This window comes from Pseudomonas sp. WJP1, assembly GCF_028471945.1.
Classification (GTDB): domain Bacteria; phylum Pseudomonadota; class Gammaproteobacteria; order Pseudomonadales; family Pseudomonadaceae; genus Aquipseudomonas.
This window is the reverse complement of record NZ_CP110128.1, coordinates 5,948,951-5,970,896: the sequence shown is the minus strand read 5'-3', so window position 1 is coordinate 5,970,896 and position 21,946 is coordinate 5,948,951. Positions and strand designations below refer to the sequence as shown.

Below are 21,946 nucleotides of genomic sequence, written 5' to 3'. Positions count from 1 at the left end.
ATAAGTCTCTCACCTGTTATTTGTGACAGTTGTACACCCCTGGCGAGGCTCCTAGCCTGCAGCAGTGTTGTTTCTTTCAGGAAACGTCAGGAGTTCATCATGGAGTACAGCCTTAGGTACGATGTTCCGAGCATTGCTGCTTCGGTGGAACAATGTAAAACGGAAATAATTGCCGCCATTGAGAAGGAGGGTGAGCGCCAGTGGGAACTGTTTTCGCAGTATTCCCGCAAGCTATACGATGTAACTGCTAGTAAGGAGAGGGCCGGCGTATCAACGAAGACACTGGAAGAGTTTTTGACCTACCAGAATCCCGGTACCGCTCAGCAAGGTTATCAATTCAATGTTTCCATTGAAGATAACGGAGTCTATCGTGTTGCATACGTCTGGTTTAGAGCGCGATATGTCAGTGGCGCGAATTTTTGACAGGCAGATGTTGAACCTGCTGCGAGCAGTCTTGCTGTAGAGAGTGGGGCAAGCCCGCTCGCTACAGGTTCAGTGTTCATTACGCGATGCGTAGCTGCAGACTATCGCGCTACGCAGCCTGCTGGAACTGCTGCCGATACTGATTCGGTGACAACTCCGTGTGCTGTCGGAACAGTCGGGCAAAGAAACTCGCATCGTCATAACCAACCTCGTAGCTGATGGTCTTGATGCTCTTGCGGCTGCCGGACAGCAGGCCTTTGGCGGTTTCGATGCGCAAGCGCTGCAGGTAGTGCAATGGCTTGTCACCGGTAGCGGTCTGGAAGCGGCGCATGAAGTTGCGGATGCTCATGCCGTGTTCGCGGGCGACGTCTTCGAAGCGAAATTTGTCGGCGAAGTGTTCTTCGAGCCAGTGCTGGATCTGCAGGATGATCACGTCCTGGTGCAGCTTTTGCCCGCCGAAGCCGATTCTTCCCGGCGAGTAGCTGCGTTGCACTTCATAGAGGATGTCTCGCGCCACGGCCTGGGAGACGTTGGCGCCGCAGAAGCGCTCGATCAGGTACACGTACAGGTCGCATGCCGAGGTGGTGCCGCCGGCGCAATACAGGTTGTCGGCGTCGGTCAGGTGCTTGTCCTGATTGAGTTGGACCTTCGGGAAGCGTTCTGCAAAGGCATTGAAGAAGCGCCAGTAGGTGGTCGCCTCCTTGCCGTCGAGCAGGCCGGCTTCGGCGAGCCAGAACACCCCGGTGGCCTCGCCACAGAGCACAGCGCCGCGGGCATGTTGCTGGCGCAACCAGGACAGGACCTGTGGGTGACGTTTGCTCAGGGTCTCGAAATCGTCCCAGAACGCGGGAATGACGATGATGTCGGCATTTTCCAGGCCGCCGTCTACGGGGATCACCACGTCGCTGAAGGTGTTGACCGGTTTGCCGTCGGGGCTGACCAGTCGTGTTTCGAACGCTGGAGTCAGGCCGTGGCCCAGTTGTTTTCCGTAGCGCAGGCTGGCGAGGTGGAAGAAATCCTTGGCCTGCATGAGAGTGGAAGCGAAAACCCGGTCAATGGCCAGGATGCTGACGCGCCGCAAGGGCGTGGAGGCTTGGTTAGACATAATTCAACTTTATTCTTATAGGGGAAAGTGGTCACCAGACGGCTGGATCGTCTTATTTTTTGTCGGATGTGTCCAGTGTCCTGTATCGGACGCCAGGCATAGTCTCTGAAGGTCCATTCCTTTAAAAAACAAAGATAAGGGTGCCGCATGATTCCGAGAACCTTGTTCAGTTCCGAGCACGAACTCTTTCGCGACAGCGTGCGAACGTTCCTCGAGAAAGAAGCGGTGCCGTTCCATGGGCAATGGGAAAAACAGGGCTATATCGACCGTCAACTCTGGAACAAGGCAGGGGAGGCGGGGATGTTGTGCTCGCACCTGCCGGAACAGTACGGCGGGTTGGGGGCGGACTTTCTGTACAGCGCGGTGGTCATCGAAGAGATAGGGCGCCTGGGGTTGACCGGTATCGGTTTCTCCTTGCATTCGGACATCGTTGCGCCCTACATCCTGCATTACGGCAGTGAAACGCTGAAACACAAATACCTGCCCAAACTGGTGTCTGGCGAGCTGGTCAGTGCCATTGCCATGACCGAGCCCGGTGCCGGTTCCGACCTGCAAGGGGTAAAGACCACCGCTGTGCTCGATGGCGACGAATATGTGATCAACGGCTCGAAGACGTTTATCACCAACGGTTTTCTCGCAGACCTGGTGATCGTCGTCGCCAAGACCGATCCGAAGGCAGGCGCGAAGGGCACCAGCCTGTTCCTCGTGGAGGCCGATACGCCGGGCTTCGACAAGGGCAAGCGCCTGGAAAAGGTCGGCATGAAGGCCCAGGACACCTCGGAGCTGTTCTTCCAGGATGTCCGGGTGCCCAAGGAAAATCTGCTGGGCCAGGCAGGGATGGGGTTCGCGTATTTGATGCAGGAGTTGCCGCAGGAGCGTCTCACCGTGGCCATCGGCGGCCTGGCTTCAGCTGAAGCGGCGTTGCAATGGACTCTGGACTACACCCGCGAGCGCAAGGCCTTCGGCAAGGCGATTGCCGACTTCCAGAACACCCGTTTCAAGCTCGCCGAAATGGCGACCGAGATCCAGATCGGCCGGGTCTTTGTCGACCGCTGCCTGGAGTTGCATCTGCAAGGCAAGCTCGACGTGCCGACGGCGGCGATGGCGAAGTATTGGGGCACGGACCTGCAGTGCAAGGTGCTCGACGAGTGCGTGCAGTTGCATGGCGGTTACGGGTTCATGTGGGAGTATCCGATTGCCCGGGCGTGGGCGGATGCGCGGGTGCAGCGGATCTATGCCGGGACCAATGAAATCATGAAGGAGATCATTGCGCGGTCACTGTAATGCAGTGTTGATCGTTCCCACGCTCTGCGTGGGAATGCCTCAAGGGACGCTCCGCGTTCCAGCTTCAGAAAGGGACGCGGAGCGTCCCGGGCTGCATTCCCACGCAGAGCGTGGGAATGATCAGTCAAGGCGCGGGGTTCGGATGATCCTTGTGAATCGCCTCGATCCCTTCCAGCACTTCCTCCGACAGCTTCAAGTCGAAACTGGCAATGTTGCTCTCCAGTTGCTCCAGGGTCGTGGCGCCAATGATGTTGCTGGTCACGAAAGGCTGCTGCGTGACGAATGCCAGGGCCATTTGTGCCGGATCCAGGCCGTGCTCCCGGGCCAGTGCGACGTAGCGGCTGCAGGCCGCTTCCGACTGCGGGTTGAAATAGCGGCTGAAGCGGCTGTAGAGGCTCAGGCGGCCTTTTGGCGGACGGGCCCCACCTTCGTACTTGCCTGACAGGAAACCGAACGCCAGCGGCGAATAGGCGAGCAGGCCGCACTGTTCGCGAATGGCGATTTCCGCCAGGCCGACCTCGAAACTGCGGTTGAGCAGGTTGTAGGGGTTCTGGATCGACACCGCGCGCGGCCAGCCGCGTTGCTCGGCCAGGGCCAGGAAGCGCATGGTGCCCCACGGCGTTTCGTTGGACAGGCCGATGTGGCGGATCTTGCCGGCCCTGACCTGTTCGTCCAGCGCTTCGAGGGTGTCCTCCAGGGGCGTCAGGTTGGCTTCGGTCTGGTGCTTGTAGCCCAGTTGCCCGAAGAAATTGGTGCTGCGCTCCGGCCAGTGCAGCTGGTACAGGTCGATGTAGTCGGTCTGCAGGCGCTGGAGGCTGGCATCCACGGCTTCGGTGATGTGCTGGCGGTTGTGCCGCAGGTTCTTGTCGCGGATGTAGTCGATGGTGTTGCCGGGGCCGGCGATCTTGCTGGCGAGGATCCAGTCGCTGCGATCGCCGCGGCTCTTGAAGTAATTGCCGATGTAGCGTTCGGTGGTGGCGTAGGTTTCTGCCTTGGGCGGCACCGGGTACATTTCAGCGGTATCGATGAAGTTGATCCCGGCGGCCTTGGCGCGCTCGATCTGGGCGAAGGCGTCTGCCTCGCTGTTTTGCTCACCCCAGGTCATGGTGCCGAGGCAGATTGCGCTCACGTTCAGATTGGTCCGGCCTAGCTGGCGATACTCCATCGGGGAGCTCCTTGGGCAAAACAATCATAAAAGCAGGTTGAAATATTTTTCGCAATCTGCATAATTGCGCACCTCTTTCTGCAGTGGAAGTGATGCGCCGCCGCCGAAGAATCTTGCCGTTGAACGGACGCGCCGACCCGAGCCCCCGAAAGCGTCTGTATCCGGCTGCCTTTGACTTGTCAAAGTACGCACTATTCAGTAAGATCCGCCGTCTAATTTACAGGGCGGCCCCTGAGGCTATAAAGAATGAAAACTTTTACTGCTAAACCGGAAACAGTAAAGCGCGACTGGTTTGTCGTCGACGCTGCTGGTCAGACCCTGGGTCGTCTGGCCACCGAAATCGCGAGCCGTCTGCGTGGCAAGCACAAGCCTGAGTACACTCCTCACGTTGACACCGGCGACTACATCGTCGTAATCAACGCTGAGCAGATCCGTGTTACCGGTGCTAAAACCACTGACAAAATGTACTACTCCCACTCCGGTTTCCCGGGCGGCATCAAGTCGATCAACTTTGAAAAGCTGATCGCCAAGGCCCCTGAGCGCGTGATCGAGACCGCGGTCAAAGGCATGCTGCCTAAGAACCCGCTGGGTCGCGACATGTACCGTAAGCTGAAAGTCTATGCGGGCGCTGCACACCCTCATACTGCTCAGCAGCCCCAAGAACTGAAGATTTAACGGAATAGTTCATTATGTCGGCGACTCAAAATTACGGCACTGGCCGTCGCAAGACCGCAACCGCACGCGTTTTCCTGCGTCCGGGTACTGGTAACATCTCCATCAACAACCGTTCGCTGGATAATTTCTTCGGCCGCGAAACTGCCCGCATGGTAGTTCGTCAGCCGCTGGAATTGACTGAGACTGTCGAGAAGTTCGACATCTACGTCACCGTGATCGGCGGTGGTGTGAGTGGTCAAGCTGGCGCAATCCGCCACGGCATCACCCGCGCTCTGATGGACTACGACGAAACTCTGCGCAGCGCTCTGCGTAAAGCCGGCTTCGTAACCCGCGATGCACGTGAAGTTGAACGTAAGAAAGTTGGTCTGCGTAAAGCGCGTAAGCGTCCGCAGTACTCGAAGCGTTAATTCGCTTCCACGTTCAAAAAAGAACGCCCAGTTTCCTCACGGAGCTGGGCGTTTTTTTGTGCGTGTGCTTTTCTCAAAGAATTGCGCTGTGACAACTTGCCACATCGGCAGAGGCCCTATACTACAAGGCTTGGCAGTGGTGCCCCGGGGTAATTACCTTGTCAGAATTGGGGCTTTTCATTACCATTCGGCAAAATTTTTATAAGTACAGAGTTTTACTTAGTAGATGCCTGATTTAACAGGCCACAAAGCTGATGGGAGAGGACTGAATGAGCAATGACGGCGTGAATGCAGGCCGGCGTCGCTTCTTGGTAGCAGCCACATCCGTGGTGGGTGCTGCAGGAGCGGTGGGGGCTGCGGTCCCGTTCGTGGGGTCATGGTTTCCCAGTGCCAAGGCGAAAGCCGCAGGTGCACCGGTGAAAGTGAATGTCAGCAAGATCGAGCCAGGCCAGCAGATGATTGCTGAATGGCGCGGCCAGCCGGTGTTCATCGTCCGCCGTACCGAGGAAATCCTGGGGAATCTGAAGAAGATCGAGGGCCAGCTCTCTGACCCTACCTCCAAGAACTCGACACAACCGACCTATGTCGACCCCGAAACGCGGTCGATCAAGCCTGAAGTTTTGCTGCTGATCGGCATCTGCACGCACCTGGGTTGCTCGCCGACCTTCCGTCCCGAAGTCGCGCCCGCAGACTTGGGCAAGGACTGGGTAGGTGGTTATTTCTGCCCTTGCCACGGCTCCCACTACGACCTGGCTGGCCGCGTCTACAAGTCGCAACCTGCGCCTTTGAACCTGCCAGTTCCCCCGCATTCCTATGAGACCGATGACATCATCGTCGTTGGCGTCGATACGGAGAAAGCGTGATGAGCAAGTTCATGGATTGGGTTGATGCGCGCTTTCCCGCGACCAAGATGTGGGAAGACCATCTCAGCAAGTACTACGCCCCGAAGAACTTCAACTTCTTCTATTTCTTTGGCTCCCTGGCGCTGCTCGTTCTGGTCAACCAGATCGTCACCGGTGTCTGGCTGACCATGAGCTACACCCCGTCGGCGGAAGAAGCCTTCGCTTCCGTCGAGTACATCATGCGCGACGTCGAGTACGGCTCGATCCTGCGCCTGCTGCACTCCACCGGCGCCTCGGCGTTCTTCATCGTGGTCTATCTGCACATGTTCCGTGGTCTGCTCTACGGTTCGTACCAGAAGCCGCGTGAGCTGGTGTGGGTCTTCGGCATGCTGATCTACCTGGCGCTGATGGCCGAAGCCTTCATGGGTTACCTGCTGCCGTGGGGCCAGATGTCCTACTGGGGTGCCCAGGTGATCATCTCGCTGTTCGGTGCGATCCCGGTCATCGGCAACGACCTGACCCAGTGGATTCGTGGTGACTACCTGATCTCCGGTATTACCCTGAACCGCTTCTTCGCCTTGCATGTGGTTGCGCTGCCGATCGTGATTCTCGGCCTGGTGGTGCTGCACGTCCTGGCGCTGCACGAAGTCGGTTCGAACAACCCGGATGGCGTGGACATCAAGAAATACAAGGACGAAAACGGCGTACCGCTGGACGGCATTGCCTTCCACCCGTACTACACCGTGAAAGATATCGTCGGCGTGGTGGTGTTCCTGTTCATCTTCTGCTCGATCGTGTTCTTCTTCCCGGAAATGGGCGGTTACTTCCTCGAGAAGCCGAACTTCGAAGTGGCGAACGCCTTCAAGACCCCAGAGCACATCGCTCCGGTCTGGTACTTCACGCCTTTCTACGCGATCTTGCGTGCGGTTCCGGACAAGCTCCTGGGTGTGATCGCCATGGGTGCGGCCATCGCCGTGCTGTTCGTCCTGCCATGGCTGGACCGTAGCCCGGTCAAGTCGATGCGCTACAAGGGCTGGATGAGCAAGATCTGGCTCTGGGTGTTCTGCATTTCGTTCGTGATCCTGGGCGTGCTGGGTGTCCTGGCGCCGACTCCAGGCCGTACGTTGCTGTCGCAGGTATGTACCTTCCTGTACTTCGCCTACTTCATTCTGATGCCGTTCTACACCAGGCTCGAGAAGACCAAACCGGTTCCGGAAAGGGTGACTGGCTGATGAAAAAACTATTTGCTGTACTGATTCTTGCTGCCCTGCCGGTGTTGTCCTTTGCGGCTGAGCACGGTGGTCCCGAGCTGGAAAAAGTCGACATCGACGTTTCCGACAAGGCTGCGATGCAGGATGGCGCGCGTACGTTCGCCAACTACTGCATGGGCTGCCACAGCGCCAAGTTCCAGCGTTACGAGCGTGTTGCCGATGACCTCGGCATTCCGCATGAGCTGATGCTCGAAAAGCTGGTGTTCACCGGTGCCAAGATCGGCGATCACATGAACACCGGCATGCAGCCGGCTGACGCCAAGGCCTGGTTCGGTGCGGCGCCGCCCGACCTGACCCTGGTCGCTCGTGTACGTGGCACCGATTGGCTCTACGGTTACCTCAAGTCGTTCTATGAAGATCCGTCGCGCCCATGGGGTGTGAACAACAAGGTCTTCCCGAACGTGGGCATGCCTAACGTGCTGGTCGGCCTGCAAGGTCGTCAGGTCGTCGGTTGCAAACAGGTTCAGATCGTCGAGGACGGCAAGAAGCAATATGATCCGCTGACCGGTACGGCGCTGACTCATGAAGCGTGCGATCAGCTGACCATCGTGCCGAAGAGTGGTGCCCTGACTGAAGAGCAGTTCGATGAGAAGGTCAAGAATCTGGTAACCTTCCTGGCTTACTCGGCTAACCCGGTTAAGCTGCAACATCAGCGCATCGGTACGTACGTATTGCTGTACCTGGCGTTCTTCTTCGTATTCGCTTACTTGCTCAAGCGCGAATACTGGAAAGATGTGCACTGATAAAGCTTCAAGCAATTGCTGTTAATCGCGCGCGCCCAAGGGCGCCTCTGAAGATGTAACGAGCCTGGTGAGCCAGGCGTTACGGGAGGCGCCCTCTGGGCGCGCTCGTTTTTCCGCTTCCGATCATTTCAACAAGCGAGGAGGATCGCCATGGGCGTGACCAATCGGTTGGCCTGTTACTCCGACCCCGCCGACCACTATTCCCACCGAGTGCGAATCGTACTGGCAGAGAAGGGTGTCAGCGCCGAGATCATTTACGTGGAGGCTGGTCGCCAGCCGCCTAAACTGATCGAAGTGAACCCTTACGGCAGCCTGCCGACGCTGGTCGATCGTGACCTGGCGTTGTGGGAGTCTACGGTGGTGATGGAATATCTGGATGAGCGTTACCCGCACCCGCCGCTGCTGCCGGTGTATCCGGTGGCACGTGCCAACAGTCGTTTGCTGATTCATCGTATTCAGCGTGACTGGTGTGGCCTGGTGGATCTGATCCTGGATTCACGGACCAAGGAAGCCGCACGTGCTGTGGCGCGCAAAGAACTGCGCGAGAGCCTGACGGGTGTGTCGCCGCTGTTTGCCGACAAGCCATTTTTCCTCAGTGAGGAACAAAGCCTGGTGGATTGCTGCCTATTGCCAATACTCTGGCGATTGCCGATTCTAGGTATAGAACTGCCGCGGCCAGCCAAGCCGCTGCTTGATTACATGGAGCGCCAGTTTGCGCGTGAGGCTTTCCAGGCGAGTCTGTCTGGTGTCGAACGCGACATGCGCTAAGGCTTAAGGAGCCGATATGAACTCCAGTCGACCTTATCTGGTCCGCGCGCTCTACGAGTGGATTGTTGATAACGATTGTACCCCGCACATGCTGGTCAATTCCGAGTATCCCTCGGTGCAGGTGCCGCAAGGTTTTGCCAGTGATGGCCAGATCGTCCTGAACGTATCGCCACAGGCCGTGCGTCATTTGCACATGGACAACGAGGCGGTGAGCTTCGAAGGCCGCTTTGGTGGGGTGCCGCATACCCTGTACGTGCCTATCGCCTCGATCCTGGGTATCTACGCCCGGGAGAATGGCCAGGGCATGGTGTTCGATCTGGAGTCGCCCATGGAGGACGAGGAAGAGATCGAGCCGGATGATGATATCCCGCCTCCGGACAGCGAGCCGCCGCGGCCAAGCGGCCGGCCGAGCCTGAAAGTGGTGAAATAAAAAAAGGGTGATCCGCAAGGATCACCCTTTTTTATTTCTGTCTGTAGGAGCCAGCGGTGCGGCGATCCGACTTGCCGGCGAAGACGCCTTTGAACATTGCGCCTGTCTTCCGGCCGCCTTCGCCGGCAAGCCTGGCTCCTACAGGGCGGTGGCGATTTCAGAATCGCGATCGCCGAGGAGGGTCAGTCGATGTACTCAAACAGCTTCACAATCTTCTGCACCCCGGAAACCCCTTGCACCAGGCTGGTCGCCTGGGCGGCTTCCTGCTTGGTCAGCAGGCCCAGCAGGTAAACGATGCCGTTCTCGGTGACCACCTTGATGCGCGAGCCGGGGATGTTCGGGTCGGTGAGCATCTGGGTCTTGATCTTGGAGGTCAGCCAGGTGTCGTTCTGGCGGGCAAGGAAACCAGAGGGTGGCAGGACCTGAATTTCGTTGTGGACCGTCTTCACCCGCTGCACCGCAGCAGCGGCTTGTTCGGCCTTGGCCTTGAGGTCGGCACGCGGGGTTTGCCCGGCGAGCAGCACGACGCCGTTGAAGCTGGTGACGACGATGTGCGAATCGTTGTCCAGGGCCGGATCGGCCTTGGCGATGTTCACGCCGACCTTGGTGTCGATCAGAGAATCGTCGATCTTGCTGCCGAAAGTGCGGGTGCCGCGGTCATCTTCAATCGGTGCTTCGCGGCTGGCATTAACCACCGAGGTGCAGCCGCTGATGCCGAGGCACAGGGTCAGGGCCAGTAGGCCGAGGCGATTAGGGGTCATTCTTCACTCCCGAACAGTTGGCTGTCGATCAAGTCGCAAAGGCAGTGGATCGCCAGCAGGTGGACTTCCTGGATACGTGCGGTGACGTTGGCCGGTACGCGAATCTCGACGTCTTCGGGCAAAAGCAGTGACGCCATGCCGCCGCCATCACGACCGGTCAATGCTACGACAATCATTTCGCGATCATGTGCGGCCTGGATCGCTTGAATTATGTTTGCCGAGTTGCCGCTGGTGGAAATTGCCAGCAGGACATCGCCCGGCTGGCCGAGTGCACGGATCTGTTTGGAGAAGATTTCGTTGTAGCTGTAGTCATTGGCGATCGAGGTGATCGTCGAGCTGTCCGTGGTCAGCGCAATGGCTGGCAGGCTCGGGCGTTCGCGCTCGAAGCGGTTGAGCAACTCGGATGAAAAGTGCTGGGCGTCGCCAGCAGAGCCACCGTTGCCGCAGGAAAGCATCTTCCCCTCGTTGAGCAAGGCGTTGACCATCACCTGGCTGGCTTGCTCGATGTGCGGTGCAAGTACTTCCATCGCCTGTTGCTTGGTGTCGATACTGGCCTGAAAAAGCTGGCGAATTCGGGATTGCATGTCCATCTGTGTGACCTTAATGAGCGCGGCTGTCCGGCACGTGAATGTGCAGCCCGCAAAGCAAAGAGCAAAAGTGTTGAGTGGTGGTGTCCGGTTCGGGGCGCAGGCAATCAGCTGTCGAAGGCATTTTGCAACCAGTTCAACTGATCGAGGTCGCTGTCGATCGCAACCACGTCGAAGCGGCAAGGGGAGTTGGCCCAGCGCGACTCTCGCTGAAGAAAGTACTGCGCGGCAAAAATCAGTTTTTGCCGTTTGCGCTCATCGATGCTATCGAGCGCGCCACCCCATTGAGTGTTTTTTCTGTAACGAACTTCAACGAATACTACTGTATCGCCCTCCAGCATGACCAGATCAAGCTCGCCGCGTTTACACAACCAGTTCTGCGCCAGTAGCTGCAGGCCGTGTTGCTGAAGATGCTCGAGCGCATGGCGCTCGGCATCTTTACCGCTTTGCTGGCGTGACCTGTGAGGCATCAGCGTGGGGTGTTCGGCAGGCGTTGAACCTGGCCATTGACGAACTCCGCCCATGGCAATTCACGCACCACTCGCTGGGTCTGGGTCATGCTCAGGCTGCCGGATTGGCCTTCGATGCGGCTATCCGGCAGGGCCTTGAGCTGGCCCAGGCGGGGTGCCAGGCGGTAGGCGTCCACGCCCATGGCGTACAGGCGGCCGAGGCTGCCGGCCGCTTGCGGCCATTGCGCGGTGACCTGGCGACGCAATGGGTCGTTGGCGTCCAGCAACCATGGGGTTTCGCAGAAGCGCACGCCATTCATGTCGTTGTACTGGTTGACGTCGCCGCTGGCGCTGAAGACGTGGGAGGTGGCGTAGACCGGAACGTCACCGGCATACTGGAAATTCAGGGTCGGCTTGATCTGCTGCGCCTGTTGTGGCGTCGCGGCGAGGAAAATGAACTCGATGTCCTGGCGACGCGACGGCTGGGCGGCTACCTGCGAGCCAACAGTGGATTGCAGGCTCTTGGCGCGACCTTCGCTCTGGCGCAGCTGGAACATGTCGGCAATCTGCTGGGCCAGTTGTACCGGCTGGTCGACGCGCTCGGTGGCGACGATGCTGCCGCCATTGGCTTGCCAGTCCTGGCTGAACGCCTTGAGAACGCGGTCGCCCCATTCACCCTTGGGCACCATGATGGCGGCGCGATGCAGGCCGTCGGCGCGAGCGCGGCGCGATACTTCGCGGGCTTCGTCTTCAGCGGCCAGGCCAAACTGGAACAGCTGGGCCGGTCCTTGTGTGCCTTCGCTGTAGTTCAGTGCCAGGGTGGTGATCGGCAGTTGCGGGCGGGTGCTGAGCTGTTTGACCAGTGGTTTTTCCAGCGGGCCTACGACCAGTTGCACGCCATCGGCCTGGGCCTTGCGATAGAAGTCGTCGAGCGAGGTCAGGCGCGAACTGTCGTAGAACTCGATGGCTGGCGGTTTCTGCCCGGCTTGTTGTGCCTGGTAGTGGGCGGCCATGAAGCCTTCGCGCAGTGCTTTGCCGACCGATGCCAGCGGGCCGTCCTGTGGCAGGAGCAGGGCAATTTTGCTCAGGGGCTGGCTGGCCAGGTCCTTGAGGTTGGTCAGTGGCAGTGGCAGCTGTTTGGCAGCCGGGTGTTTCGGGTTCTGGGCGCGCCAGTTGTCGATCGCCGCCTGCTGTTCTTCGAGGGTGCCGGCAGATTTCACGGCCAGCGCCAAAGCCATCCAGCCGCCAAGATCATCGGTGGTGTTTGGCTGCAATTGATCGGTCGGCAGCGAAGCGATCAGGCTCCAGATCGCCTCGTGGTTCTTGCTGGCCGCTTCACCGCTGAGCATCGGCGCGATGAAGATGCGTTCCCGTGCGGCGGCAAGGGTCTGGCCATCGGCCTCAAGGGCGCGGGCGCGAACGGTGCCGGTGCGCACCTGTTGCTCTTCCGGCATTTCACCCAGGCGCTGCAGGCTTGGATGGCTCAAGGCGGTCAGTGCGGCCTTGGGCTGGTTGCGGGTCATGGCCAGTTCAGCCGCCAGAGTGTTGGCGAAGATCTGCTGGCCCGGCTTGAGGCTTTCCACGGGAACCTGTTGCAGGATCTGCGCGGACTGGCCGGCATTGCCTTGGCGATAGGCCAGGTCGGCCGCGCTCAGGCGGAGCAGCGCCGCATCTTCCGGCGATTTGCTTTGGGCGGCCTTTTCGAGCAGTTGCTCGATGCTGGCATCCGGGGTCCGTGGAAGTTCGCCAAGGCTGGAGGAGGGCGAGCTGGCGCAAGCCGCCAGCAAGGCAGCGAGGCATAGGGCAGAGAACAGCCGCAGGCAAGCGATCATGTAGTGTTCCTGATACTCGATCAAATTAGCGTGGAATTGTACCCAAGCACTGGCCGGGGCGCGATGTTAGTGGTGCGAATCGACCAATTTAGCGGGTGTAAATGTTGCTGTGCGGCACAAAAGGCTGCAAAAGCGGGTGCTGCTTGCCCGTATCGCGAGGGTCGCTACGCGCTACAATGGCCGTTTTACCGATCATGAGGTGTGTGCTTTGACTGCTCCAGGTGCTTTGAATTCCGCTGCTGGCTCGCTCTATGTGGTGGCGACGCCCATCGGCAACCTGGACGATATCAGTGCCCGGGCGCTGAAGATCTTGCGTGAGGTCGCCTTGATTGCCGCCGAGGACACACGTCACTCCCAGCGCCTGATGCAGCATTTCGGCATTCCCACCCCCCTGGCTGCCTGTCATGAGCACAACGAGCGCGATGAGGGTAGCCGCTTTATTACCCGCTTGCTCGCGGGTGACGATGTCGCGTTGATTTCCGATGCCGGCACGCCGCTGATTTCCGATCCGGGCTATCACCTGGTCCGTCAGGCGCGTGCGGCGGGCATCAATGTGGTGCCGGTGCCGGGGGCTTGTGCGTTGATTGCGGCCCTGTCGGCGGCGGGCTTGCCATCCGACCGTTTCATCTTCGAAGGCTTCCTGCCGGCCAAAGCGGTGGGGCGGCGCGCGCGTCTGGAGCTCATCAAGGAAGAGCCACGCACGCTGATTTTCTATGAGGCGCCGCACCGTATCCTCGAATGCCTGCAGGACATGGAGCAGGTGTTCGGCGCCGAGCGCCCAGCATTGCTGGCGCGGGAGCTGACCAAGACGTTCGAAACGCTCAAGGGCTTGCCGCTCGCCCAGTTGCGCGAATTCGTCGAGTCGGACAGTAATCAGCAGCGTGGCGAGTGTGTGGTGTTGGTGGCGGGGTGGACCGCTCCCGAGGAGGAAGGTGCCGTCAGCAGCGAAGCGATGCGCATCCTCGATCTGTTGCTCGAAGAGATGCCGCTCAAGCGTGCCGCGGCGTTGGCTGCGCAAATTACCGGCGAGCGCAAGAATGTGCTCTATCAGATTGCCCTGGATAAGCAGAAAGGCGAGTAAAAACCCGACGCACTGGCGTGGCTGGAGGCGTTTATCACTTGTTCTTCGGCCGCTCTGCCGTTAACCTTCGCGGCGGAGAGTCGATCGGACAGTCGCTGCCCTCTATGAAAATTAGGGGGGGGAGGAAAGTCCGGGCTCCATAGGGCGAAGTGCCAGGTAATGCCTGGGAGGCGTGAGCCTACGGAAAGTGCCACAGAAAATAACCGCCTAAGCGCTTCGGCGCCGGTAAGGGTGAAAAGGTGCGGTAAGAGCGCACCGCACGTCTGGCAACAGTTCGTGGCTAGGTAAACCCCACTTGGAGCAAGACCAAATAGGGTCCCAAGGCGTGGCCCGCGCTGGGACCGGGTAGGTTGCTAAAGGTGTCCAGTGATGGCCATCGTAGACGAATGACTGTTCAAGACAGAACCCGGCTTACAGATCGACTCTCCACCTTTTTTCTCCCCTCTGCTTAAATCATTGGGCAGGGGTTCGATGGTGGCAATTTCCCTCCTTTCTCAAACGTCCTCATTATCACTTTCGTAATATCAAAAAAATCTTACTCTTAATAAATCACTTTAACTTCTGAGCGCAGCCTCCCGTGCTGATTCAAGTTATTGGGCAGTTTCATCCGCCTGATCCTGCTTGCTCCCCTCTCTATGCTCCTAAATCTCAGTTCTGTAAGGGTTTTCCTTTGATCCGCGCCTTGACGGTGCAGTGGGCGCATTCCTATAGTGTGCGCAAGTGGCGGAAAGTGGCATGAAGTGGGTTTTTTGAGCTAAAAACGCTAGAATTTGGAGAAACGCTGACGTGTTTCGCGGAGCCAACGCTATCAGTCTCGATGCAAAGGGTCGTCTCGCCATGCCGAGCCGGTACCGTGACGAGCTGGTTTCGCGGAGTTCCGGTCAGTTAATCGTCACAATTGATGCCGTTGATCCGTGTTTGTGTGTTTACCCCCTCGATGAGTGGGAAATTATTGAAACAAAACTGCGCGCACTGCCTTCGCTTCACGAAGCGAACCGCCGTCTGCAACGTTTATTGATTGGTAATGCCGTCGACCTCGAGCTCGATGGCAGTGGTCGTTTTCTGGTTCCGCCGCGTCTTCGTGAATATGCCAAGTTGGATAAGCGCGCGATGCTGGTAGGCCAACTCAACAAGTTCCAATTGTGGGACGAGGATGCCTGGGATGCGGTTGCTGCCGCTGACCTGGCTGCTATTCAAGAACCGGGCGCGATGCCTGACCAACTGCGTGAATTGATACTGTGACTATAGATAGCGGCTTTAACCACATCACCGTACTGCTTGACGAAGCCGTCGAGGCTCTCGCCGTACGTCCTGATGGCTGCTATCTGGACGGCACGTTCGGGCGCGGCGGACACAGCCGGTTGATCCTCAGCCGGCTCGGTCCCGATGGTCGGTTGCTCGGGTTCGACAAAGACCCTCAAGCGATTGCCACCGGGCAGACGCTAGCGGCCGAAGACGGCCGCTTTGTCGTTGTGCAGCGCAGCTTTGCCGAGCTGGGTGCGGAAGTTGCCGCGCGCGGCATGAACGGCAAGGTCAGCGGTGTGTTGCTTGACCTGGGCGTATCTTCGCCTCAGCTGGACGACCCGGAACGCGGTTTCAGCTTCCTCAACGATGGGCCGCTGGACATGCGCATGGACCCGTCTCGCGGGATCAGTGCTGCCGAATTCGTCAACACCGCGCCCGTGGAAGAAATCGCCCGGGTGTTCAAGGAATACGGCGAAGAGCGTTTTTCCGGGCGCATGGCCCGTGCCGTGGCTGAACGTCGCGATATCAAGCCGTTCGAACGCACCGCCGATCTGGCTGAAGTCCTGAAAGTCGCGAATCCGGCCTGGGAAAAGGGCAAGAACCCGGCGACCCGTGCATTCCAGGGCCTGCGCATTCACGTCAACAACGAACTAGGCGATCTGGAAGCCGGCCTCGAAGCGGCGCTGGAAAGCCTGGAAGTGGGCGGTCGCCTGGTGGTCATCAGTTTCCATTCGCTGGAAGATCGCATCGTCAAGCTGTTCATGCGCAAGCTGGTCAAAGGCGAAGCCGACAACCTGCCACGCAACCTGCCGGTTCGGCACGTCGCTTTCGAACCGAAAATCAAAATCCATGGCAAAGCGCAGACGGCCTCCGACGCCGAGCTCAAGGCCAACCCACGTTCGCGCAGTGCTGTCATGCGTGTGGCGGAGAAGCTGCGGTGAGCAAGCTTTTCGCCAAGCCATTGCCCGGCGGAAGCTTTTTCATGCTGCTGTTGTTCGTTGGCGTGCTCGTATCGGCCATTGGCGTGTCCTACAGCGCACACTGGAACCGCCAGTTGCTGAACGCGCTGTACAACGAGTTGAGCGTGCGCGACAAGGCGCAGGCCGAATGGGGGCGCTTGATTCTTGAGCAAAGCACCTGGACCGCCCATAGCCGTATCGAAGTGCTGGCCACCGAACAGCTGAAAATGCGCATTCCCGGCGCCGCCGAAGTGCAGATGGTGGCGCCATGATGAAACTCGAAGGCGCTCTTTTTCCATGGCGCTTCCGCCTGGTACTGGGCCTGCTTGGCGTCATGGTGGCAGCGATCGCCTGGCGTATCATTGACCTGCAAGTGGTCGACCGTGCCTTCCTCAAAGGCCAGGGCGATGCGCGCAGCGTTCGGCATATTCCGATTCCGGCCCACCGTGGCCTGATCACCGACCGTAATGGCGAACCTCTGGCCGTGAGTACCCCGGTCACCACCCTGTGGGCCAATGCCAAGGAAATGCAACTGGCCAAGGAAAAATGGCCAGCACTGGCTGCCGCACTGGGACAAGATCCCAAGGCCCTGGCCGAGCGTCTTGAGGCACAAGCCAACAAGGAATTCATTTATCTGGTGCGCGGGTTGACGCCCGAGCAGGGCCAGGCCGTACTCGACCTGAAAGTGCCGGGTGTCTACGGGATCGAAGAGTTCCGCCGTTTCTATCCGGCCGGTGAGGTCACCGCCCATATGGTCGGCTTTACCGACATTGATGACCACGGGCGCGAAGGCGTCGAGCTAGCCTACGATGAATGGCTGGCCGGGGTCCCCGGTAAACGGCAAGTGATCAAGGACCGGCGCGGCCGGTTGATCAAGGATGTCCAGGTCACCAAAAACGCCAAGGCCGGAAAGCCCTTGGCGTTGTCCATTGACCTGCGCCTGCAATATCTGGCCAACCGCGAGTTGCGCAACGCGATCATCGAGAACGGCGCCAAGGCCGGCAGCCTGGTGATCATGGACGTGAAGACCGGCGAAATCCTCGCCATGGTCAACCAGCCGACCTACAACCCGAACAACCGTCGCAACCTGCAGCCGGCGATGATGCGTAACCGCGCGATGATCGACGTGTTCGAACCAGGCTCGACCATGAAGGCGATTTCCATGAGCGCCGCCATCGAAACCGGGCGCTGGAAACCGAGCGACACCGTCGAGGTGTATCCGGGCTCCTTGCAGATTGGCAAGTACACCATCAAGGACGTGTCCAAGAGTGAAGGTCCGGTGCTCGACCTGGCTGGCATCCTGATCAATTCCAGTAACGTCGGGATGAGCAAGATCGCGTTCGATATCGGTGGCGAGACGATTTTCCGTCTCGCTCAGAAAGTCGGTCTTGGCCAGGATACCGGCCTCGGCTTCCCGGGCGAACGTGTCGGCAACCTGCCGAACTACCGTGACTGGCGCAAGGCTGAAACCGCCACGCTGTCCTACGGCTACGGTGTTTCCGTGACGGCGATCCAGTTGGTTCACGCCTTCTCGGCACTGGCCAACAACGGTCGCCTCGCGCCACTGACACTGATCAAAACCGACAAAGCACCGCAAACCACCCAGGTACTGCCGGAAGCTGTCGCGAAAACCATGCAAGGCATGCTGCAGCAAGTGATCGAAGCGCCGCGCGGAGTATTCCGTGCACAGGTGCCGGCCTATCACGTGGGCGGCAAGTCCGGTACCGCGCGTAAAACCTCGGTCGGTACCAAAGGCTACGCCGAGAACTCCTACCGCTCGCTGTTCGCCGGTTTCGGCCCGATGAGTGATCCGCGCTACGCCATCGTGGTGGTCATCGACGAGCCGACCAAGGCCGGTTACTTCGGTGGCCTGGTCTCTGCGCCGGTGTTCAGCCGTGTGATGTCCGGCACCCTGCGTCTGATGAACATCACCCCGGACAACCTGCCACCTACCCAACAAGCGAACGCAACGCCGGTCGTTCCACCGAAAGCCAATGGAGGGCGCGGCTGATGTCCATGAGCCTGAACAAGATTTTTCCCCACGCCGGCCACGATCTGTTGATCCGTGAATTGGCGCTGGACAGTCGCAACGTACGCGCCGGTGACTTGTTCCTCGCGGTGCCGGGCGGCAGATTCGATGGCCGTGCGCACATCGGCGATGCGCTTGCGCGCGGCGCATCGGCCGTGGCTTATGAAGTGGAAGGCGCCACGGTGCTGCCAATCACTGACGTGCCGCTGATTCCGGTCAAGGGGCTGGCGGCGCAGCTGTCGGATATCGCCGGGCGCTTTTATGGCGAACCGAGCCATCACCTGAAACTGGTGGGTGTGACCGGTACCAACGGCAAGACCAGCGTGACCCAGTTGGTGGCCCAGGCGCTGGATCTGCTGGGCCAGCACTGCGGCATCGTCGGCACCCTCGGCTGCGGTTTTCATGGCGCGCTGGAAAGCGGCCTGCACACCACGCCCAACCCGATTGCGGTGCAAGCGACCTTGGGCGACCTGAAAAAGGCCGGAGCCAAGGCTGTTGCCATGGAAGTCTCATCCCATGGCCTGGACCAGGGCCGGGTCACCGCGCTGGCATTCGATGTGGCCGTGATGACCAACCTGTCCCGCGACCACCTGGATTACCACGGCACCATGCAGGCCTATGGCGAAGCCAAGGCCAGGCTGTTTGCCTGGAACGATCTGAAATGCCGGGTGATCAACCTCGACGACGAGTTCGGCCGGCAATTGGCTGCGGACAAGCGCGAATCGCGGCTGGTCACCTACAGTCTGCTCGACAGCAACGCTTATCTCTACTGCCGCCAGGCGCAGTTCGACGACGAAGGCGTGCGTGCCACGCTGGTCACGCCCCAGGGCGAACACCACCTGCGCAGCACGTTGCTGGGTCGTTTCAACCTGAGCAATGTCTTGGCGGCGATTGGTGCCTTGCTCGGTCTGGATTACGCCCTGGACGAAATTCTCAAGGTGCTGCCGAAGCTCGAAGGCCCGGCCGGACGCATGCAGCGCCTGGGTGGCGGTACCCAGCCGTTGGTGGTGGTCGATTACGCCCACACCCCGGATGCCCTGGAAAAAGTCCTGACGGCCCTGCGCCCTCACGTCAAAGGCCGGCTGCTGTGCCTGTTCGGCTGTGGCGGCGACCGCGATCGCGGCAAGCGTCCGCTGATGGCCGAAGTGGTCGAGCGTCTGGCCGATGGCGTACTGGTCACCGACGACAACCCGCGCACCGAAGACCCGTCGGTGATTTTCGACGACATCCGTGCCGGTTTCACCGCTGTGGATAAAGTGACCTTCGTTGCCGGTCGTGGCCAGGCGATTGCCCAGTTGATCGCCGGTGCGTCGGCGGATGACGTGATTGTCCTGGCCGGTAAAGGTCATGAGGACTACCAGGAAATCAACGGCGAGCGCCATGCCTTTTCCGATCTGGTCGAGGCCGATCATGCCTTGACCGCTTGGGAGGTGGCCCATGCTTAAAGCCTTGAAACTGAGCGAACTGACCGGCGCGCTGAATGGGCGGTTGATCGCCGCTGATGCGAGCTTCGACGGCGTCAGCATCGACAGCCGTGCGATCAAGCCGGGCCAGCTGTTCATTGCCTTGGCCGGTCCGCGCTTCGATGGCCATGACTATCTCAATGAAGTCGCGGCCAAAGGCGCCGTGGCAGCCCTGGTCGAGCGCGAAGTCGCCGACAGCACGCTGCCGCAATTGCTGGTGAGCGATACCCGTCAGGCGTTGGGGCAACTGGGCGCTCTGAATCGCGCGGCGTTCACCCAGCCAGTCGCTGCCATCACCGGCTCCAGCGGCAAGACCACGGTCAAGGAAATGCTCGCGAGCATCCTGCGCACTCGCGGGCCGGTGTTGGCCACCCGTGGCAACCTGAACAACGATCTTGGCGCGCCTTTGACCCTGCTCGAACTGGCACCGGAACACACCGCCGCCGTGATCGAGCTCGGTGCTTCGCGCCTGGGTGAAATTGCCTACACCGTGGGCCTGACCAAGCCCCATGTGGCCATTCTGAATAATGCCGGGACCGCCCATGTCGGCGAGTTTGGCGGGCCAGAAAAAATCGTCGAGGCCAAGGGCGAAATTATTGATGGGCTGGCGTCCGATGGCGTCGCCGTTCTCAATCTGGACGACAAGGCTTTTGGTATCTGGAAGACCCGCGCCGGCGAGCGCAAGGTGCTGACATTCGCCCTGAGTAATGTCAGTGCTGATTTCTACGCCAGTGATCTGGACCGCGACGCTCGCGGTTGCCCTGCATTCAACCTGCACACGCCTGAAGGTGTGGAGCGCGTTCAATTGAACCTGCTCGGCACCCATAACGTCGCCAATGCCATGGCCGCCGCGGCTGCCGCCCATGCCCTGGGTGTGTCGCTGTTCGGCATCGCCACCGGCCTGGCCGCGGTGCAACCGGTCAAGGGTCGCACTGTCGCGCAACTGGCCAGCAATGGCATGCGCGTGATCGACGACACTTATAACGCGAACCCCACCTCCATGTGCGCTGCCGTTGATATACTGGCCGGCTTTTCCGGTCGCACCGTCCTGGTGCTCGGGGATATCGGCGAGCTGGGCGATTGGGCAGAGCAGGGTCACCGCGACGTGGGCGAGTACGCCCGTGACAAGGTTTCTGCGTTGTACGCCGTTGGGCCGATGATGATTCACGCCGTCAACGCCTTCGGACCCCAAGCATTTCACTTCAGCACGCAAGCTGAACTGATCAAGGCTCTGGGCGCTGAGCAAGACACAAACACCACCATTTTGATCAAGGGCTCGCGCAGCGCTGCGATGGAAAACATCGTTGCCGCTTTGTGCGGTGCCAGTCTGGAGAAACATTAATGCTGCTGCTGCTAGCGGAGTATCTGCAACAGTTCTACAAAGGCTTCGCGGTCTTCCAGTACCTGACCCTGCGCGGGATTCTCGGTGTACTGACCGCGTTGGTTTTGTCGCTGTGCTATGGCCCGTGGATGATCCGCACCCTGCAGAACCGTCAGATCGGCCAGTCCGTGCGCAACGACGGCCCGCAATCGCACCTGTCCAAGTCCGGCACCCCGACCATGGGCGGTGCGCTGATCCTGTCGTCGATTGGTGTCAGCACCCTGTTGTGGGCTGACCTGAGCAACCGTTATGTCTGGGTCGTCCTGTTGGTGACCCTGTTGTTCGGTGCCATCGGCTGGGTCGACGACTACCGCAAGGTGATCGAGAAGAACTCCCGTGGCTTGCCGAGTCGCTGGAAGTACTTCTGGCAGTCGGTGTTCGGCCTGGGCGCGGCGATCTTCCTTTATATGACTGCCGCCACACCGGTGGAAACCACCCTGATCCTGCCGATGCTCAAGGACTACAGCATCCCGCTGGGCGCAGGCTTCATCGTCCTGACCTATTTCGTGATCGTGGGTTCGAGCAATGCGGTCAACCTGACTGACGGCCTCGACGGCCTGGCGATCATGCCGACCGTGATGGTCGGTGGTGGCCTGGGGATCTTCTGCTACCTGTCGGGTAACGTGAAATTCGCCGAATACCTGCTGATCCCTTATGTACCGGGCGCAGGTGAGCTGATCGTGTTCTGCGGCGCGCTGATCGGCGCTGGCCTGGGGTTCCTGTGGTTCAACACCTACCCGGCACAAGTCTTCATGGGTGACGTCGGCGCGCTGGCGCTGGGCGCAGCCCTGGGCACCATCGCGGTGATCGTTCGCCAGGAAATCGTCCTGTTCATCATGGGCGGCGTGTTCGTGATGGAAACCCTGTCAGTCGTCATTCAGGTTGCGTCCTTTAAGCTGACCGGTCGCCGCGTGTTCCGCATGGCACCGATTCACCACCACTTTGAACTCAAGGGCTGGCCCGAGCCACGCGTGATTGTCCGCTTCTGGATCATCACCGTGATTCTCGTGCTGATCGGCCTTGCCACCCTGAAACTGAGGTAGAAA

23 protein-coding genes and 1 other RNA gene are annotated in these 21,946 nt (G+C 59.6%); 18 read left to right on the top strand and 6 right to left on the bottom strand.

Going from position 1 to position 21,946, the window contains the following annotated elements; all coding sequences use genetic code 11:
• The first annotated feature begins 99 nt into the window (after nucleotides 1-99).
• Entirely contained in the window at nucleotides 100-423 is a 324-nt protein-coding gene (locus tag OH720_RS26795; protein ID WP_272603507.1) for a hypothetical protein, read from the top strand.
• A 109-nt stretch (nucleotides 424-532) separates the two neighbouring features.
• Here the strand turns inward: OH720_RS26795 and OH720_RS26790 are convergent, their stop codons facing one another.
• Nucleotides 533-1,453, bottom strand: coding sequence for a GlxA family transcriptional regulator (locus OH720_RS26790; protein WP_177325075.1), 921 nt, complete (start codon nucleotides 1,451-1,453; stop codon nucleotides 533-535).
• A gap of 222 nt (nucleotides 1,454-1,675) precedes the next feature.
• On the opposite strand from OH720_RS26790, the gene OH720_RS26785 reads away from it, so the two are divergent.
• Nucleotides 1,676-2,812 (top strand): acyl-CoA dehydrogenase family protein, encoded by a 1,137-nt coding sequence (locus OH720_RS26785; protein ID WP_272603506.1) that lies wholly within the window; start codon nucleotides 1,676-1,678, stop codon nucleotides 2,810-2,812.
• 124 nt (nucleotides 2,813-2,936) lie between these two features.
• Here OH720_RS26785 and OH720_RS26780 read toward each other — a convergent pair whose 3' ends face one another.
• The gene (locus OH720_RS26780; protein ID WP_272603505.1) at nucleotides 2,937-3,977 is read right to left on the bottom strand and encodes an NADP(H)-dependent aldo-keto reductase; all 1,041 of its coding nucleotides are present in this window, start codon (nucleotides 3,975-3,977) and stop codon (nucleotides 2,937-2,939) included.
• Nucleotides 3,978-4,223: 246 nt separating this feature from the next.
• On the opposite strand from OH720_RS26780, the gene rplM reads away from it, so the two are divergent.
• From rplM to OH720_RS26745, 7 genes are all read left to right on the top strand, one after another.
• The gene (gene rplM / locus OH720_RS26775; RefSeq protein ID WP_003228062.1) at nucleotides 4,224-4,652 is read left to right on the top strand and encodes a 50S ribosomal protein L13; all 429 of its coding nucleotides are present in this window, start codon (nucleotides 4,224-4,226) and stop codon (nucleotides 4,650-4,652) included.
• A gap of 14 nt (nucleotides 4,653-4,666) precedes the next feature.
• On the top strand, nucleotides 4,667-5,059 hold the full coding sequence (rpsI, locus tag OH720_RS26770) for a 30S ribosomal protein S9 (protein WP_003228056.1): 393 nt from the start codon (nucleotides 4,667-4,669) through the stop codon (nucleotides 5,057-5,059).
• A gap of 269 nt (nucleotides 5,060-5,328) precedes the next feature.
• Entirely contained in the window at nucleotides 5,329-5,922 is a 594-nt protein-coding gene (gene petA, locus OH720_RS26765; protein WP_008060255.1) for a ubiquinol-cytochrome c reductase iron-sulfur subunit, read from the top strand.
• On the top strand, nucleotides 5,922-7,133 hold the full coding sequence (locus OH720_RS26760) for a cytochrome b (protein WP_008060256.1): 1,212 nt from the start codon (nucleotides 5,922-5,924) through the stop codon (nucleotides 7,131-7,133). Before petA ends, OH720_RS26760 begins: the two co-directional genes overlap by 1 nt.
• The gene (locus OH720_RS26755; RefSeq protein ID WP_272603504.1) at nucleotides 7,133-7,915 is read left to right on the top strand and encodes a cytochrome c1; all 783 of its coding nucleotides are present in this window, start codon (nucleotides 7,133-7,135) and stop codon (nucleotides 7,913-7,915) included. Before OH720_RS26760 ends, OH720_RS26755 begins: the two co-directional genes overlap by 1 nt.
• Nucleotides 7,916-8,065: 150 nt before the next feature.
• Nucleotides 8,066-8,683 (top strand): glutathione S-transferase N-terminal domain-containing protein, encoded by a 618-nt coding sequence (locus OH720_RS26750; protein ID WP_007972581.1) that lies wholly within the window; start codon nucleotides 8,066-8,068, stop codon nucleotides 8,681-8,683.
• 16 nt (nucleotides 8,684-8,699) lie between these two features.
• Complete coding sequence (locus tag OH720_RS26745) at nucleotides 8,700-9,113, top strand: ClpXP protease specificity-enhancing factor (protein WP_007943725.1); 414 nt, start codon at nucleotides 8,700-8,702, stop codon at nucleotides 9,111-9,113.
• Between the two features lie 182 nt (nucleotides 9,114-9,295).
• Here OH720_RS26745 and OH720_RS26740 read toward each other — a convergent pair whose 3' ends face one another.
• The 4 genes from OH720_RS26740 to OH720_RS26725 form a co-directional block, all read right to left on the bottom strand.
• Entirely contained in the window at nucleotides 9,296-9,874 is a 579-nt protein-coding gene (locus OH720_RS26740) for a BON domain-containing protein (RefSeq protein ID WP_008060258.1), read from the bottom strand.
• Nucleotides 9,871-10,464 carry a phosphoheptose isomerase gene (locus OH720_RS26735; protein WP_007972584.1) on the bottom strand — a complete coding sequence of 198 codons (594 nt, stop codon included), beginning with the start codon at nucleotides 10,462-10,464 and terminating at the stop codon, nucleotides 9,871-9,873. The genes OH720_RS26740 and OH720_RS26735 overlap by 4 nt, the downstream gene beginning before the upstream one ends.
• A gap of 104 nt (nucleotides 10,465-10,568) precedes the next feature.
• Nucleotides 10,569-10,931: a YraN family protein gene (locus tag OH720_RS26730; RefSeq protein ID WP_272606528.1), complete on the bottom strand. Its 363-nt coding sequence runs from the start codon at nucleotides 10,929-10,931 to the stop codon at nucleotides 10,569-10,571.
• Complete coding sequence (locus OH720_RS26725; RefSeq protein WP_272603503.1) at nucleotides 10,931-12,742, bottom strand: penicillin-binding protein activator; 1,812 nt, start codon at nucleotides 12,740-12,742, stop codon at nucleotides 10,931-10,933. The genes OH720_RS26730 and OH720_RS26725 overlap by 1 nt, the downstream gene beginning before the upstream one ends.
• Nucleotides 12,743-12,950: 208 nt before the next feature.
• Here OH720_RS26725 and rsmI point away from each other — a divergent pair, with 208 nt between their 5' ends.
• The 9 genes from rsmI to mraY all read left to right on the top strand — a co-directional run bounded on the left by rsmI (nucleotide 12,951) and on the right by mraY (nucleotide 21,943).
• Nucleotides 12,951-13,823, top strand: a complete 873-nt coding sequence (gene rsmI, locus OH720_RS26720; RefSeq protein WP_180205329.1) for a 16S rRNA (cytidine(1402)-2'-O)-methyltransferase — start codon at nucleotides 12,951-12,953, stop codon at nucleotides 13,821-13,823.
• Nucleotides 13,824-13,899: 76 nt separating this feature from the next.
• An RNA gene (gene rnpB / locus OH720_RS26715) (RNase P RNA component class A) lies at nucleotides 13,900-14,253 on the top strand.
• 356 nt (nucleotides 14,254-14,609) lie between these two features.
• Nucleotides 14,610-15,065: a division/cell wall cluster transcriptional repressor MraZ gene (gene mraZ, locus OH720_RS26710; protein WP_008060263.1), complete on the top strand. Its 456-nt coding sequence runs from the start codon at nucleotides 14,610-14,612 to the stop codon at nucleotides 15,063-15,065.
• Nucleotides 15,062-16,009 carry a 16S rRNA (cytosine(1402)-N(4))-methyltransferase RsmH gene (rsmH, locus tag OH720_RS26705; protein ID WP_008060265.1) on the top strand — a complete coding sequence of 316 codons (948 nt, stop codon included), beginning with the start codon at nucleotides 15,062-15,064 and terminating at the stop codon, nucleotides 16,007-16,009. The genes mraZ and rsmH overlap by 4 nt, the downstream gene beginning before the upstream one ends.
• Nucleotides 16,006-16,299: a cell division protein FtsL gene (gene ftsL / locus OH720_RS26700; protein WP_008060267.1), complete on the top strand. Its 294-nt coding sequence runs from the start codon at nucleotides 16,006-16,008 to the stop codon at nucleotides 16,297-16,299. The genes rsmH and ftsL overlap by 4 nt, the downstream gene beginning before the upstream one ends.
• On the top strand, nucleotides 16,299-18,038 hold the full coding sequence (locus OH720_RS26695) for a peptidoglycan D,D-transpeptidase FtsI family protein (RefSeq protein ID WP_177325076.1): 1,740 nt from the start codon (nucleotides 16,299-16,301) through the stop codon (nucleotides 18,036-18,038). Before ftsL ends, OH720_RS26695 begins: the two co-directional genes overlap by 1 nt.
• Nucleotides 18,038-19,501: a UDP-N-acetylmuramoyl-L-alanyl-D-glutamate--2,6-diaminopimelate ligase gene (locus OH720_RS26690; protein WP_272603502.1), complete on the top strand. Its 1,464-nt coding sequence runs from the start codon at nucleotides 18,038-18,040 to the stop codon at nucleotides 19,499-19,501. Before OH720_RS26695 ends, OH720_RS26690 begins: the two co-directional genes overlap by 1 nt.
• A complete protein-coding gene (locus OH720_RS26685) occupies nucleotides 19,494-20,861 on the top strand; it encodes a UDP-N-acetylmuramoyl-tripeptide--D-alanyl-D-alanine ligase (protein ID WP_272603501.1) in 1,368 nt (455 codons plus the stop codon). Before OH720_RS26690 ends, OH720_RS26685 begins: the two co-directional genes overlap by 8 nt.
• Nucleotides 20,861-21,943: a phospho-N-acetylmuramoyl-pentapeptide-transferase gene (gene mraY, locus OH720_RS26680; protein ID WP_015096766.1), complete on the top strand. Its 1,083-nt coding sequence runs from the start codon at nucleotides 20,861-20,863 to the stop codon at nucleotides 21,941-21,943. The genes OH720_RS26685 and mraY overlap by 1 nt, the downstream gene beginning before the upstream one ends.
• The last annotated feature ends 3 nt before the right edge of the window (nucleotides 21,944-21,946 follow it).

Coding starts and splice junctions, on each gene's coding strand:
- OH720_RS26795 (WP_272603507.1), top strand. CDS start 100: ATGGAGTACAGCCTTAGGTACGATGTTCCGAGCATTGCTGCTTCGGTG.
- OH720_RS26790 (WP_177325075.1), bottom strand. CDS start 1,453: ATGCAGGCCAAGGATTTCTTCCACCTCGCCAGCCTGCGCTACGGAAAA.
- OH720_RS26785 (WP_272603506.1), top strand. CDS start 1,676: ATGATTCCGAGAACCTTGTTCAGTTCCGAGCACGAACTCTTTCGCGAC.
- OH720_RS26780 (WP_272603505.1), bottom strand. CDS start 3,977: ATGGAGTATCGCCAGCTAGGCCGGACCAATCTGAACGTGAGCGCAATC.
- rplM (WP_003228062.1), top strand. CDS start 4,224: ATGAAAACTTTTACTGCTAAACCGGAAACAGTAAAGCGCGACTGGTTT.
- rpsI (WP_003228056.1), top strand. CDS start 4,667: ATGTCGGCGACTCAAAATTACGGCACTGGCCGTCGCAAGACCGCAACC.
- petA (WP_008060255.1), top strand. CDS start 5,329: ATGAGCAATGACGGCGTGAATGCAGGCCGGCGTCGCTTCTTGGTAGCA.
- OH720_RS26760 (WP_008060256.1), top strand. CDS start 5,922: ATGAGCAAGTTCATGGATTGGGTTGATGCGCGCTTTCCCGCGACCAAG.
- OH720_RS26755 (WP_272603504.1), top strand. CDS start 7,133: ATGAAAAAACTATTTGCTGTACTGATTCTTGCTGCCCTGCCGGTGTTG.
- OH720_RS26750 (WP_007972581.1), top strand. CDS start 8,066: ATGGGCGTGACCAATCGGTTGGCCTGTTACTCCGACCCCGCCGACCAC.
- OH720_RS26745 (WP_007943725.1), top strand. CDS start 8,700: ATGAACTCCAGTCGACCTTATCTGGTCCGCGCGCTCTACGAGTGGATT.
- OH720_RS26740 (WP_008060258.1), bottom strand. CDS start 9,874: ATGACCCCTAATCGCCTCGGCCTACTGGCCCTGACCCTGTGCCTCGGC.
- OH720_RS26735 (WP_007972584.1), bottom strand. CDS start 10,464: ATGGACATGCAATCCCGAATTCGCCAGCTTTTTCAGGCCAGTATCGAC.
- OH720_RS26730 (WP_272606528.1), bottom strand. CDS start 10,931: ATGCCTCACAGGTCACGCCAGCAAAGCGGTAAAGATGCCGAGCGCCAT.
- OH720_RS26725 (WP_272603503.1), bottom strand. CDS start 12,742: ATGATCGCTTGCCTGCGGCTGTTCTCTGCCCTATGCCTCGCTGCCTTG.
- OH720_RS26695 (WP_177325076.1), top strand. CDS start 16,299: ATGAAACTCGAAGGCGCTCTTTTTCCATGGCGCTTCCGCCTGGTACTG.
- OH720_RS26690 (WP_272603502.1), top strand. CDS start 18,038: ATGTCCATGAGCCTGAACAAGATTTTTCCCCACGCCGGCCACGATCTG.
- OH720_RS26685 (WP_272603501.1), top strand. CDS start 19,494: ATGCTTAAAGCCTTGAAACTGAGCGAACTGACCGGCGCGCTGAATGGG.
- mraY (WP_015096766.1), top strand. CDS start 20,861: ATGCTGCTGCTGCTAGCGGAGTATCTGCAACAGTTCTACAAAGGCTTC.